Annotated in this window: 12 protein-coding genes; 8 read left to right on the top strand and 4 right to left on the bottom strand. The window is 58.2% G+C overall.

Going from position 1 to position 13,938, the window contains the following annotated elements; all coding sequences use genetic code 11:
• Positions 1 to 102: 102 nt before the first annotated feature.
• Together lptG and lptF are read right to left on the bottom strand one after the other, a co-directional pair.
• The gene (gene lptG / locus AC3ISI_RS04745; RefSeq protein WP_489335693.1) at positions 103 to 1,164 is read right to left on the bottom strand and encodes an LPS export ABC transporter permease LptG; all 1,062 of its coding nucleotides are present in this window, start codon (positions 1,162 to 1,164) and stop codon (positions 103 to 105) included.
• Positions 1,157 to 2,275 (bottom strand): LPS export ABC transporter permease LptF, encoded by a 1,119-nt coding sequence (gene lptF / locus AC3ISI_RS04740; protein WP_489335692.1) that lies wholly within the window; start codon positions 2,273 to 2,275, stop codon positions 1,157 to 1,159. The genes lptG and lptF overlap by 8 nt, the downstream gene beginning before the upstream one ends.
• A 308-nt stretch (positions 2,276 to 2,583) precedes the next feature.
• Between lptF and AC3ISI_RS04735 the strand changes: the two genes are divergently transcribed.
• From AC3ISI_RS04735 to rlmF, 6 genes are all read left to right on the top strand, one after another.
• The gene (locus tag AC3ISI_RS04735; protein WP_489335691.1) at positions 2,584 to 4,074 is read left to right on the top strand and encodes a leucyl aminopeptidase; all 1,491 of its coding nucleotides are present in this window, start codon (positions 2,584 to 2,586) and stop codon (positions 4,072 to 4,074) included.
• Between the two features lie 60 nt (positions 4,075 to 4,134).
• On the top strand, positions 4,135 to 4,563 hold the full coding sequence (locus AC3ISI_RS04730; RefSeq protein ID WP_489335690.1) for a DNA polymerase III subunit chi: 429 nt from the start codon (positions 4,135 to 4,137) through the stop codon (positions 4,561 to 4,563).
• 8 nt (positions 4,564 to 4,571) lie between these two features.
• Positions 4,572 to 4,961 carry a DNA polymerase III subunit chi gene (locus AC3ISI_RS04725; protein WP_489335689.1) on the top strand — a complete coding sequence of 130 codons (390 nt, stop codon included), beginning with the start codon at positions 4,572 to 4,574 and terminating at the stop codon, positions 4,959 to 4,961.
• A gap of 213 nt (positions 4,962 to 5,174) precedes the next feature.
• Positions 5,175 to 8,021, top strand: coding sequence for a valine--tRNA ligase (locus AC3ISI_RS04720; protein WP_489335688.1), 2,847 nt, complete (start codon positions 5,175 to 5,177; stop codon positions 8,019 to 8,021).
• Positions 8,022 to 8,128: 107 nt separating this feature from the next.
• Positions 8,129 to 9,351, top strand: a protein-coding gene (locus AC3ISI_RS04715) for an IS3 family transposase (RefSeq protein ID WP_489335687.1) whose coding sequence is annotated in 2 segments (ribosomal slippage) — positions 8,129 to 8,480 and positions 8,480 to 9,351 — 1,224 coding nt in all. Because the reading frame shifts where the segments join, the coding sequence is not laid out codon by codon here.
• 251 nt (positions 9,352 to 9,602) lie between these two features.
• Positions 9,603 to 10,625, top strand: coding sequence for a 23S rRNA (adenine(1618)-N(6))-methyltransferase RlmF (rlmF, locus tag AC3ISI_RS04710; protein ID WP_489335686.1), 1,023 nt, complete (start codon positions 9,603 to 9,605; stop codon positions 10,623 to 10,625).
• A gap of 188 nt (positions 10,626 to 10,813) precedes the next feature.
• On the opposite strand, the gene AC3ISI_RS04705 is transcribed toward rlmF, so the two are convergent.
• Positions 10,814 to 11,095: an HU family DNA-binding protein gene (locus tag AC3ISI_RS04705; protein ID WP_007905514.1), complete on the bottom strand. Its 282-nt coding sequence runs from the start codon at positions 11,093 to 11,095 to the stop codon at positions 10,814 to 10,816.
• Between the two features lie 394 nt (positions 11,096 to 11,489).
• Here AC3ISI_RS04705 and yejK point away from each other — a divergent pair, with 394 nt between their 5' ends.
• On the top strand, positions 11,490 to 12,494 hold the full coding sequence (yejK, locus tag AC3ISI_RS04700) for a nucleoid-associated protein YejK (protein ID WP_007944833.1): 1,005 nt from the start codon (positions 11,490 to 11,492) through the stop codon (positions 12,492 to 12,494).
• A complete protein-coding gene (locus AC3ISI_RS04695; protein ID WP_489335685.1) occupies positions 12,494 to 12,844 on the top strand; it encodes a glutaredoxin family protein in 351 nt (116 codons plus the stop codon). Before yejK ends, AC3ISI_RS04695 begins: the two co-directional genes overlap by 1 nt.
• A 99-nt stretch (positions 12,845 to 12,943) precedes the next feature.
• On the opposite strand, the gene AC3ISI_RS04690 is transcribed toward AC3ISI_RS04695, so the two are convergent.
• A complete protein-coding gene (locus tag AC3ISI_RS04690; protein WP_489335684.1) occupies positions 12,944 to 13,879 on the bottom strand; it encodes a glutathione S-transferase family protein in 936 nt (311 codons plus the stop codon).
• Positions 13,880 to 13,938: the final 59 nt, after the last annotated feature.

Genomic DNA, 13,938 nt, shown 5'->3' with positions numbered 1-13,938 from the left:
GCGCAAGCGTCACGTTTGCAGGTCAGACGGCAGGCACAAAAACGCCCCGGTCCTGCGACTGGGGCGTTTTGAACGACCGGCAAGGCCATGAAAAAATCTTAATCAGCCGGCCCGGCGCAACAGCCAGACACCGGCCAGGGCACAAACACCCGCCGGAATGAGCACTGCAAACAGCGGCGAGAAACCGAACACCAGACTCGAAGGCCCCAACAAATCCTGAACGATACGAAAGGTGAAGCCCACCAGAACGCCGGTGAACACACGCTGACCGAGGGTTACCGAACGCAGCGGACCAAAGATGAAGGAAATCGCCATCAGCACTAGCGCGGCAGTCACCAGAGGCTGCAACACCTTGACCCAAAACGCCAGCCAGTAGCGGCCATTGCTCAGGTCCTGGTCAGCCAGATAGTGGATGTAACTCCACAGACCGCTGATTGACAGCGACTCAGGCGCCATTACCACGGTATCCAGCAACTGAGGGCTCAGGGCAATTTCCCAGCGCTCGACGGGGGTGACGACCACTTCGGTGCTCTTGTCATGGAACACCGTGGTCGTGACGTCGCTGAGTTGCCAGTGATCCTTGTCGAACTCGGCACGTTTGGCAAAGCTTGAGGACAGCATGTGCCGCTCTTTGTCGAAACGATAGCGGGTCACGCCGTACAGAAGGCCATTGGGTTGCACGGAGTTGACGTGAATGAACTCGTCACCCTGGCGGTGCCAAAGGCCGTGTTTGGCGCTTTGCGCATCGCCGCTGCCCTGAGCCAGCGAGCGATTGGCCTGAGCAGTGACTTCGGTGGCCGGCGCAACGTATTCGCCGATCAGCACCCCCACTAACATCAGGACCAGCATCGGCTTCATGACCGCCCAGACGATTCGACCGATCGACACGCCGGCAGCGCGCATGATGGTCAGCTCACTGTTGCTGGCCAGACTGCCGAGGCCAATCAGGCATCCGATCAGTGCCGCCATTGGCAACATGTCGTAAAGACGGCGCGGGGCCGTCAGCAAGACGTAACTGCAAGCATCCAACAGGGTATAGGTGTCGCTGACTTCGCTCATCTCGTCGATGAAGGCGAACAGCGTCGCCAGGCCGAGAATGATGCCCAGTACCGCCAGGATTGCCATGAATACGCTGCTACCGATGTAGCGATCGAGCTTAACCACGAGCCACCTCCAGCGCACTGCGGCGACTCGCCATCTTCAAGCGCAACGGCTCCCAGTAAAGCAACCCGAGACCGATGATCAGGAACACCCCGTGAACCCACCATAAGCCCAGAGCAGGCGGGATCTTGCCCTTATCGAGGGCGCCGCGGGCGGCAATCAGGATGGTCAGGTAAGCCATATAAAGAAGAATCGCCGGCAGCAGCTTGAGGAAACGACCCTGACGCGGGTTGACCCGCGACAACGGCACCGCCATCAGGGTCACAATGAACACCAACAGTGGCAGGGACAGACGCCATTGCAGCTCAGCGCGCAAGCGCGTGTCTTCAGTGCCAATCAAGGAACGAGTGGTCATCGCATCACGGTCTGTCACTTCGTCACTGACATCCGGTTTTGGCAGCAATACCCCGTATTCGTCGTACTTGATTGCGCGATAGTCGGCCTGCCCCGGATTACCGTCGTAGCGGTAGCCGTTGTCGAGAATCAGATAGCGGTTGCCGTCCGGACGGATTTCCTGGCGGCCCTTCTCGGCCACCAACACGGAAATCCCGCGATCTTTCTGGTCGGAGTTAATATTTTTTTGAGAAATGAACACACCCGCCAGATTGACCCGATCATCGGTCAGTTGTTCGGTATAGGTCACCCGAGTCCCGTCACGCAACGCCTGGAAGCGACCCGGTTCCAAGGTATCGAACTCAGTGAGCGCATCCTGCTTGTTCAGCAGCAGCTGGAATTGATTGGCACCTTGTGGCGCCAGGCTCAGGCTTAGCCAGGCCACTATCAGCGCGACCAGCGTGGCCGGAAACAGGGTAATGACAAACAAACGCTGCTGGCTCATACCGGTGGCCGACAGCACGGTCATTTCGCTTTCGAGGTACAGGCGACCGTACGCCAGCAGGATCCCGAGAAACAGGCCCAGAGGCAGGATCAGTTGCAGGAAACCCGGCAGACGGAAGCCCATGATCAGGAATAGCGAGCCCGGATCCAACAGGCCCGAGGCCGCCTGGGCAAGGTATTTGATGAAGCGACCGCTCATGATGATGACCAGCAGCACGGCGCTGACAGCGCTCAAGGTCAACAGGACTTCGCGGGACAGATAACGGAAGACGATCAAACCAGACACTCCAGGGTTGTCAGGCTAAGGCGGCCAAACAAGCAAACGTATCAGACAGCCCACAGGGCAGAGCCGCCGAAAAAGATGGCGCATTATCCTGTGATTGGGTGCACCTGTCACTGCGCATGCTCAAGCTGGCGGTCAATGCACTGAAGATCGTACAACCGAGGGTTGTCAGGCGCACGGAGCGAGGTTCAAACTGCGGCCTTTGTCGCGGGCCGTGACCTGCGTCTTTCTATTTATATAAGCAAGCGTCTGTGCGTCGCCGTTTTGCCCACGCACGTTGACCATCATTCAGGGACCCGGACATGGAACTGGTTGTAAAAAGCGTTAGCCCAGAAACGTTGAAGACCGCCACTCTGGTCGTCGCCGTCGGCGAAGGCCGCAAGCTCGGCGCCGTGGCCAGACAACTGGACGAACTGAGTGGCGGCGCCATCAGTGCAGTGCTCAAGCGCGGCGACCTCGCCGGCAAAGTTGGCCAGAGTCTGTTGCTGCATAGCTTGCCGAATCTCAAGGCCGAACGCGTTCTGCTGGTCGGCGTGGGCAAGGACGAAGAACTCGGCGACCGCCCATTCCGCAAAATCATTGCCGGCGTACTCAACACCCTCAAAGGGCTGGGCGGCAGCGATGCGGTACTGGCGCTGGATGAAGTCGTGGTCAAAGGCCGCGACAGCTATGGCAAAACCCGCCTGCTGGCGGAAACCCTGGTGGACGGCGAATACACCTTCGACCAATTCAAGAGCCAGAAAGCCGAACCTCGCGCCCTGAAAAAAGTCACCCTGCTGACCATCAAGGCTGCACAGGCTGAAGTCCAGCGCGCAGTGACCCACGCCACCGCAATCGCCAACGGTATGGCCTTTACCCGCAACCTGGGCAATCTGCCGCCGAACATCTGCCACCCGACATTCCTCGGCGAACAAGCGAAGAACCTCGGTAAAGAATTCAAAACCCTGAAAGTCGAAGTCCTTGACGAGAAGAAGATCAAGGATCTGGGCATGGGCTCGTTCTACGCCGTAGGCCAGGGCAGCGCCCAGCCGCCGCGCCTGATCGTCATGCAATACAACGGCGGCAAGAAATCCGAGAAGCCGTACGCACTGGTCGGCAAAGGCATCACCTTTGACACCGGCGGCATCAGCCTGAAGCCTGGCGCCGGCATGGATGAAATGAAGTACGACATGGGCGGCGCTGCCAGCGTGTTTGGCACCCTGCGTGCCGTGCTCGAACTGAACCTGCCGATCAACCTGGTGTGCATCCTGGCCTGCGCCGAGAACATGCCGAGCGGCAACGCTTCGCGCCCTGGCGACATCGTCACCACCATGAGCGGCCAGACCGTGGAAATCCTCAACACCGACGCCGAAGGCCGTCTGGTGCTGTGCGATGCACTGACCTACTCCGAGCGTTTCAAGCCGCAAGCCGTGATCGACATCGCCACCCTGACTGGAGCTTGCGTCGTAGCCTTGGGCTCCCACACTTCCGGCCTGCTGGGCAACAACGATGAACTGATCGGCCAACTGCTGAGCGCCGGCCAAACGGCTGACGACCGCGCCTGGCAACTGCCATTGTTCGACGAATACCAGGAGCAACTGGACAGCCCGTTCGCCGACATCGCCAACATTGGCGGCCCGAAAGCCGGCACCATCACCGCCGCCTGCTTCCTGTCGCGCTTCACCAAGAACCTGAACTGGGCGCATCTGGACATCGCCGGCACCGCATGGACCAGCGGCGGCAAGGACAAGGGCGCCACTGGCCGCCCTGTTCCATTGCTGACCCAATACTTGCTGGACCGCGCCAAAGCCTGAAACCGATGACCTGGGGCGGTGTCACTTTCGCGTGACACCGTTTCTGGCTCAGGAACCGCAATGACCAAAGTCGACTTCTATATCCTGCCCAGCGCCGCTCCGTCGGCACGGCTGGATTTCGCCTGCAAGCTCACAGAAAAAGCCTGGCGTATGGGCCACCGCATTTACCTGCATTGCAGCGATGCCGCCCAGCGCGAGGATCTCGATGCCCGCTTGTGGGCCTTCAAGGGCGAAAGCTTCGTACCTCATGGCCCTGCCGAAAGCGAACCAGACGGCCTGATCGTGCTGGGTCTGGGCGATGACTGCGGTCAGCACCAGGATTTGCTGGTCAATCTCGACCTGAAAGTCCCGGCATTTGCCAAACAATTCGCCCGCGTGGCGGAAGTGGTAGTAGAAGAGCCGACGATTCGCGCGGCTGCGCGGGAGAGTTTCCGTTTCTACCGCGAACAGGGCTATCCTCTGCAAGACCACCGTTTACAGCGACTCTGAGCATTCCGATGGACACTCCGAAACCGCAACAACAGTCCGCGCACTTACTGGACGACCTCGAGTCGATCCGCCAACTGCTAGGCGATGACAACCTGCAACCACCGCTGCTGACCGACACGGTCATCGACGGTGACCAGGAACAGATTCCCATGCTGTTCGAGCATGTCGGCAATGCGCCGCAGACGGTCGAACCGACACCGCCACCCGCCCCTGCCGCGCAGCCCTCGCCGGAACCCAGTAAAGGCCCCGACGCGTTGCTGCATCTGGATAGCGAATTGCGCGCGGCCGCGTTATTGATCATGCAAGACGTGATCGATGACTTTGCCCCGCACATCGAGACCGAAATAAAACGTCGGCTGGATGCGCGAATGGAACGGCTTCTCAGCCAATATGAATAACTCCATACCCTGTGGGAGCGAGCCTGCTTGCGATAGCATCACCTCGATTTCCTGAATGACCGTGACGCCTGCATCGCGAGCAGGCTCGCTCCCACACTGAATCAGCACTGTATTTTGATACTGCGCCCTATCCGCACCTGCTCGCCCTCTGCCCCATGCCCCGCTATACTTGCCGGCTTTTCCTGAATAAATGCCAATAGGGTCCCGCCGCGCATGGATAAGACCTACCAGCCGCACGCCATTGAAGCTTCCTGGTACAACACCTGGGAGTCAGAGAATTACTTCGCCCCGCAAGGCGCGGGCGAGTCCTACACCATCATGATCCCGCCGCCGAACGTCACCGGCAGCTTGCACATGGGTCACGGTTTCAACAACGCGATCATGGACGCCCTGATCCGTTTCCGCCGCATGCAGGGTCGCAATACCCTGTGGCAGCCGGGCACCGACCATGCCGGTATCGCTACGCAAATGCTGGTGGAGCGTCAACTCGAAGCCAAAGGCCAGAGCCGCCACGACCTGGGTCGTGAGAAGTTCCTGGAGAAAATCTGGGAATGGAAAGATGAGTCCGGCGGCAATATCAGCCGTCAGATCCGTCGCCTCGGCTCGTCCGTAGACTGGAGCCGTGAGCGCTTCACCATGGATGACGGTCTCTCGGAATCCGTGAAAGAAGCCTTCGTGCGTCTGCATGAAGACGGCCTGATCTACCGCGGCAAGCGCCTGGTCAACTGGGACACCAAGCTGCACACGGCGATTTCCGACCTTGAAGTGGAAAACCACGACGAGAAAGGTTTCCTGTGGAACCTGAAGTACCCGCTGGCCGATGGCGTCAAAACCGCGGAAAGCAATGACTACTTGATCGTCGCGACCACTCGCCCGGAAACCATGCTCGGCGACTCCGCCGTCGCGGTTAACCCGAACGACGAACGCTACAAAGCCCTGATCGGAAAATTTGTCGAGCTGCCGCTGGTCGGCCGCCGCATCCCGATCATCGCCGACGATTACTGCGACCCTGAATTCGGCACCGGCTGCGTGAAAATCACCCCGGCCCACGATTTCAACGACTATGAAGTCGGCAAGCGCCACAACCTGCCACTGCTGAATATCTTCGACAAGAACGCGGTCGTGTTGCCAGCCTGCCAGGTGTTCAACCTCGACGGCACGCTGAACGAAAGCATCGACGGCAAGATCCCGGCTGAATACGCCGGCCTCGACCGCTTCGAAGCCCGCAAGCAAATCGTTGCTGCATTCGACGCTGCTGGCCTGCTGGTCAGCGTCAATGATCACGCCCTGAAAGTGCCGAAAGGCGACCGTTCCGGCACGATCATCGAGCCTTGGCTGACCGACCAGTGGTATGTGTCGACCAAACCATTGGCTGAGCCTGCGATTGCTGCCGTTGAAGACGGCCGCATCCAGTTCGTACCCAAGCAATACGAAAACATGTACTTCTCGTGGATGCGCGACATCCAGGATTGGTGCATCAGCCGTCAGTTGTGGTGGGGCCACCGGATTCCGGCCTGGTACGACGAATCAGGCAAAGTCTACGTCGGTCGCGACGAAGCCGAAGTGCGCGCCAAGAACAATCTCGGTCCGGACATTGCGCTGCAACAGGACAACGACGTTCTCGACACCTGGTTCAGTTCGGGCCTGTGGACCTTCTCCACGCTTGGCTGGCCTGAGCAGACCGAATTCCTGAAAAAATTCCACTCCACCGACGTGCTGGTGACCGGTTTCGACATCATTTTCTTCTGGGTTGCCCGGATGATCATGCTCACCATGCATTTGGTGAAGAACGAAGACGGCACGCCGCAGGTTCCGTTCAAGACCGTTTATGTGCACGGTCTGGTACGTGATGGCCAAGGCCAGAAGATGTCCAAGTCCAAGGGCAACGTCCTGGACCCGTTGGACATCATCGACGGTATCGAACTGGAAGAACTGGTGCAGAAACGCACCTCCGGCCTGATGCAGCCGAAACTGGCGAAAAAGATCGAGAAGCAGACCCGCGACGAGTTCGCCGACGGTATCGCCAGTTATGGCACCGACGCCCTGCGTTTCACGTTCTGCTCGCTGGCGTCCACCGGTCGTGACATCAAGTTCGACATGGGCCGCGTTGAAGGCTATCGCAACTTCTGCAACAAAATCTGGAACGCCGCACGTTATGTTCTGGACAAGGGCGAAGACTGCGGCCAGAACGGTGAAGCCTACGAACTGTCTCTGGCGGATCGCTGGATCATCTCGCAGCTGCAACGCACCGAAGCCGAAGTGACCCGTCAACTCGACCAGTTCCGTTTCGACCTGGCGGCACAAGCCTTGTACGAGTTCATCTGGAACCAGTATTGCGACTGGTACCTGGAACTCTCCAAACCTGTGCTGTGGGACGAAAACGCACCGGTCGAGCGTCAGCGTGGCACCCGCCGTACGCTGGTTCGCGTATTGGAAGTGGCGCTGCGTCTGGCGCACCCGTTCATGCCGTTCATCACCGAAGAAATCTGGCAGCGCATCGCGCCGCTGGCCGGTATCGAGGGCAAGACGATCATGCTGCAACCTTGGCCAGTGGCTAACGAAGCGCGCATCGATCAGGCCGCCGAAGACGACATCGAATGGCTCAAGGGGCTGATGCTCGGCACGCGTAACATCCGTGGCGAAATGAACATCGGTCCGGGCAAGCCACTGCCACTGTTCCTCAAGAACGTCAGCGCCGAAGATCAGCGTCGTCTCACCGAGAACGAAGCCCTGCTGAAGAAGCTGGCTCGCCTTGAATCGATCACTGTATTGGCTGCCGGCGAAGAAGCACCGCTGTCCGCTACCGCACTGGTGGGTGAGATGGAAGTGCTGGTGCCGATGGCCGGCCTGATCGACAAGGACGCGGAGCTGGCACGCCTGGACAAAGAAATCCTGCGCTTGCAGGGCGAAGTTCAGCGCGTGGGTGGCAAGTTGTCCAACGCTGGTTTCGTGGACAAGGCTCCCGCTGAAGTCATCGAGAAAGAACGCGCCAAACTGGCTGAAGCCGAACAGGCTTTGGGCAAGTTGGCCGAGCAGCATGCGCGGATTGCCAGTCTGTAACGGCACATCGCAATGAAAAAGGGAGGCCCAGGTGGCCTCCCTTTTTTTGTGCCCTGTCCCGTCCTGAATAAGGTTTACACCTTCTGACCCATTATCAGGAGAGAGTAATGAATACGGGAGAAAGGCGCAGTCAGCGTGATTACACGCTGACCTTTAAATTGTCGGTCGTCGATCAGGTCGAAAAAGGCGAGTTGAGTTATAAAGAGGCTCAAGAGCGCTATGGCATTCAGGGTAAAACGACCGTACTGAACTGGTTACGCAGGCATGGTCGGCAGGACTGGAGTCAAGGCGCGTCCATTCGCTCCAAGAGACCCCGTTCCATGGATGAGCCCGATAAACCGCTGACACCCGAGCAGCGAATCAAAGAGCTTGAAGAAAAGCTTGCCCAAGCCAACCAGAAAGCTCAATTTTTCGAAGCCGTCGTTGATGTTTTGAAGAACGACTTCGGTGTTTCTGTCGTAAAAAAGCGATCCGGCAAGTCCTCTCTCAAGGGCAGATCCAAGACCTGAGCATTAGTCGGGCTTGCCAGTTCATAGGGATTTCCCGTCAGGCGTATTACAAGCGCAACCGGGCGTGTGATGCCCGGGCCCGTCATGCCCAGGAAGTGATGGGGTTCGTGAGGGAAAAGCGACTTAGGCAACCGCGCCTTGGCACCCGAAAACTTCACAATCTAATGCGCACTGAGCCAGAAGTGTCCGTAAAGGTTGGTCGAGACCGTTTATTCGATATCTTGCGAGATCGGCGCGAACTGGTTCCCCGCAGACGGGCCTATCACAAAACGACAGACAGCCATCATCGCTTTCGCCGGCATCCAAACCTGCTCAAAGATGGGCCGATTCAGGTAGTCGCCAAGGCGCCAGAACAAGTATGGGTTGCGGACATCACCTACTTACCGACGCAAACGGGTGTGGCTTATCTGAGTTTGATCACCGATGCGTACTCTCGAAAAATCGTGGGGCACCATGTCCATGAAAGCTTGCACACCGAATCGGTGATCCAGGCGTTCAACAAAGCCCTCAAGCAGCGGACAACGGAACAACGCCTGGTGCATCACTCGGACAGAGGCGTCCAATACTGCTCCGAGCTTTATCAGCGGCTGCATGCCAAGTACGGCATCACCTGCTCAATGACCGATGGCTACGACTGCTACCAAAATGCATTGGCTGAGCGTGTGAATGGGATTTTGAAGAACGAGTTATTGCTACATCGCCCCAAAGATTTTGCAGAGGCCATCCGGATGGTGGACGAGTCGGTGCAGATCTATAACAACGAGCGGCCTCATCTGTCGCTGAAATACAAAACGCCCGATGCGGTGCATCGGGCGTTTTGAGGCTGAAACAGGTGTAAACCTATTTCAGGACTAGACACCAGTACCTTAGAACTGACAATCACAACCCCTGTGGGAGCCGAGCTTGCTCGCGATAGCGGACGCTCAGATGATTTCCATGTCGAATGTTCAGGCCCCATCGCGAGCAAGCTCGGCTCCCACAGGGATCTATGTTGCTTCTGATAATGGGTTCAAGACAGCTGGATGTGGGACAATACCCGCCACTTTTAGCCATACCCGAATCGACAACGCCCATGAACGCCCCCCGCACACCCAGACCTGCGCGCAAAAAGCCCGACACCGCCACCCCGGCCAAAGCCGTGGAGCCGCGTGAGAAGGCCAGCCTGCACCCGCGCAACCGCCATCAGGGTCGTTACGACTTCCCGGCACTGATCAAAACCACGCCGGAGCTGGCGAAGTTCGTGATCATCAACCCGTACGGCAAGGAAAGTATCGACTTCGCCAGCCCCGACGCGGTGCGGGTGTTTAACCGGGCGTTGCTCAAGTCGTTTTACGGCATTGCCCATTGGGACATCCCGGCCGATTACCTTTGCCCTCCGGTTCCGGGGCGTGCCGACTACGTGCACTTCCTCGCCGACCTGCTGGCCAGCGTCAACGATGGCGAAATCCCTCGCGGCGCGCCGGTCAAGGTGCTCGATATCGGCATGGGCGCCAACTGCGTCTATCCGCTGATCGGCTACAGCGACTACCGCTGGCACTTCCTCGGTTCGGAAATCGACCCGACGGCCGTCGCCGCCGCCAAAGCCATCGTGCAGTCCAACGGGCTGAACAAAGCCATCCAGTTGCGCCAGCAAAGCAATCCCAAGCACATCCTGCTGGGCTTGCTGGAGCCGGGCGAACGCTTTGACCTGACCATGTGCAACCCGCCGTTCCACGCCTCGATGGACGAAGCGACCAAGGGCAGCGAGCGCAAATGGCGCGCCTTGGGCCGTGCCGATCCGAAACGCAAACTGCCGGTGCTGAACTTCGGCGGACAATCGGCTGAGCTGTGGTGCGAAGGTGGCGAAGCGCGGTTTGTGACGCAGTTGATTGCCGAGAGCGCTCACTTCCAACACAAAGTGCTGTGGTTCAGCACCCTGGTGTCCAAAGCCTCTAACCTGCCTGCGATCCAGACAGCCTTGAAAAAGGCTGGTGTGCTGGAAAGCCAGGTGGTGGAGATGTCCCAGGGGCAGAAGCAGAGCCGCTTCGTCGCGTGGACGTTCCAGACTAAATCCGAGCAGCAGGTCTGGCGCGAACGCTGGGTTCGCAAAAGCTGAGTAACTGTAGGAGCGGGCTTGCTCGCGAAGGTAGTCTTACATTCAACATCGATTTTGAATGTTATGGCCCCTTCGCGAGCAAGCTCGCTCCTACATTGGTTTTGCGGTGTTGCAGGTCAATCGCTGAATTTCAGACACAAAAAAACCGTGCCCGGATTACTCCGGAGCACGGTTTTTTTTAACAAGTCTTACTTGTTAACAGCGTCGGTCAGGCCTTTGGCCACAACCAGCTTGATAACTTTCTTGGCAGCGATTTCGATGGCAGCGCCAGTCGAAGGGTTACGGCCAGTACGGGCAGGACGCTCAGTCACTTTCAGTTTGCCGATACCTGGCAGAGTGATTTCGCCGCCGTTTTCCAGCTGATCAGCAACGATTTGGCCCAGTTGGTCCAGAGCGTTACGCGCGGTGGTTTTTGGCGCGTCGATAGCTTCAGCGATGTCGGCGATCAGTTGGTCTTTAGTAAGAGCCATGTAGTGTTCCTTCCCTATCAAATTCATATGGATTGCAGAGTGCAGTGTCAGCCATCGAGCCCGATCTTCTGGATCTGGCACCCTCGGCCAATAACCACTGGATCGGGGTTATAGATGCCGAAATCAGGGTTTGGTTCGACCTGACAAATGCTGAATGCACGCTTAACGCAGTGACTTCGCGTAAGACCGGGCAAAACTAGCACAGCGACGGGGAAATATCCGCCTCTAGCTACCCATTTGGTCAGCTTTATTGTGCTAAAACGGGAAAAAAACGCATAAGCACCGCCGGTCGCCCCGGATTTGCCCTTCATGCCGCGCCCAAACCAGTGGTTGCGGTACACTTGGCACTTTTTCGGGGAGCACGCCCTCCTCTCTTCAATCAGCCGAGAAGCCCATGCCGATCCGTCATTGCATCGTCCACCTGATCGACAAAAAACCCGACGGCACACCCGCAGTTCTTCACGCCCGCGACTCTGAACTCGCCGAGTCGAGCGCGATCGAGAACATGCTTGCCGACCTCAACGAGAGCTATAACGCCAAACAAGGCAAGGCCTGGGGTTTCTTCCATGCCGAATCCGGCGCACACCCGTTCAGCGGCTGGCTGAAGGAATACTTCGAGGGCGGCAAGGACTTCACGGCGTTCAGCCGGGTGGCGGTGGAACATCTGCAAAAGCTGATGGAAGAGTCGAACCTCTCAGTGGGCGGCCACGTGCTGTTCGCGCATTACCAGCAGGGCATGACCGATTACCTGGCGATCGCTCTCCTGCACCACAGTGAAGGCGTTGCAGTGACCGATCAGCTGGACGTGACTCCGTCCCGGCATCTGGATCTGGGCCAGTTGCACCTGGCGGCGCGGATCAACGTTTCCGAGTGGCAGAACAACAAGCAGTCCAAGCAGTACATTTCGTTCATCAAAGGCAAGAACGGGAAAAAGGTTTCGGAGTATTTCCGCGACTTCATCGGTTGCCAGGAAGGCGTCGACGGCCCCGGCGAAACCCGCACCCTACTCAAGGCGTTCAGCGACTTCGTTGAAAGTGAAGACTTACCGGAGGAGTCCGCCCGCGAGAAAACCAAGACCTTGGTCGATTACGCCAGCAGCCAGGCCAAGCTCGGCGAGCCCATGGGCCTGGAAGAACTCTCGGAGCTGATCGACGAAGAGCGCCCGAAAGCGTTCTACGATCACATCCGCAACAAGGATTACGGTCTGTCGCCGGAGATTCCGGCGGACAAACGCACCCTGAATCAATTCCGCCGCTTCACCGGCCGCGCGGAAGGCTTGTCCATCAGCTTTGAAGCGCACTTGTTGGGCTCGAAGATCGAGTACGACGAAGAAGCCGGCACGCTGATCATCAAGGGCTTGCCAACGCAATTGACTGACCAGCTCAAGCGACGCAACTGATGCTGAACGGCATCCTGAAGAAATTTCTGCTCATATTGCTGGTGGTCGTGGTTTATCAGAACTGGGGCAAGATCGAGCGGGTCTTCAACCCTTCACAAGGGGTGTCAGAGCAGACACAGGCCAAGGCCAACGTCGTGCTCTATGCGACGGACTGGTGCGGCTACTGCAAACTGACCCGGCGCTTTCTCGATCAGAAAGGCATTCCGTACAAGGAATTCGACATCGAAAAAGATGCCGAGGCGCGCAAGGCTTATGAGGCGTTGGGGGGGGGCGGGATTCCGATCATCGATGTGAACGGGACGCTGATTCGCGGGTATGACCCGGACACAATCCTCGCGGCCCTGAAATAAATGTGGGAGCGAGCCTGCTCGCGATTGCGGTGTGTCAATCACATTGATGTTGAATGTACCGCCGCTATCGCGAGCAGACTCGCTCCCACAATGTGTACGTCAGCGTTTTTCGATGCGGAATCCGAATCGCGGGAAGTGCACATGCACCACGCCGCCGCGCTCGTCTTCGCGGCGCAGAATCAGTTCTTCGCCACCCGCAAACAGCAACTCGCCCGCCACCGGGTCAACGCCGTAATCAATTGCGGCGATCGCCACTTGCTGGCCAGGTTCAAATCCGTTCGGCTCTTCAAATTGTTCATCTGGCAACGCTGCTGGCGTGGCTTTGCGCGCCACTTCCAACGCCTCCTCGGACGTCATCTCGCTGGACGCACCATGACCGAAGCCCATCACCCGTCCCAACCAGGCCGACACGGCCGGATAGGCGTCAACCAGCGGTGAAGTCACCGGCGTGGCTTTGAGGAACCACAACGGATGGGCCAGGGCAAAGTCGGCAATCGACGGCTCGCCAAACAGGAAGTCACCCTGCTCGCGCTGAAGTTGTTGCTCCAGCCGCGCCATGATCGTTGGCCATTGATGCTTGGCCTGCTGAGTGGACAACTTGGTTGCACTGCCACCACTGAATAGCCCGGCGCGGTCGGCAATGAACGCCTTGATCGCTTCCGGCGGCAAATGGCCGAAACGCACAGCGATCGACTCAGGCTGAAATACCAGGCTGACCGCATGCTGGAACACCACCGAATCAGCCCAGGTCGCAAAGCTCGCGGCGATCATTTCCTGGCCTTCCGGGAAAAACGCCGGCAAGGCTTTTTCCTGCTCTAGGCGACGGGCGATCAGCGACGTATCGCAATAGATATCTGCACCGATCTGCAACACTGGCGTCCTGCGGTAGCCACCGGTCAGCGCAGTCAGATCGGGTTTTGGCATCACCGGCGAGATGTTCACCGAGCGCCAGGACAACCCCTTGAAGCCCAACAGCAGGCGGGCCTTTTCGGCAAAAGGGGACGTCGGGTAATGATGGAGAATCAACTCGGACATGCTCGGCTCCGCCGCATGGATTAGGAATCTGCAGCTTAACGCGCAATCGGCAAGCGGCC

This window comes from Pseudomonas sp. GL_139_B (genome assembly GCF_057834475.1).
The sequence above is the reverse complement of the archived record's forward strand: the minus strand, read 5'-3'. Positions and strand labels throughout refer to the sequence as shown.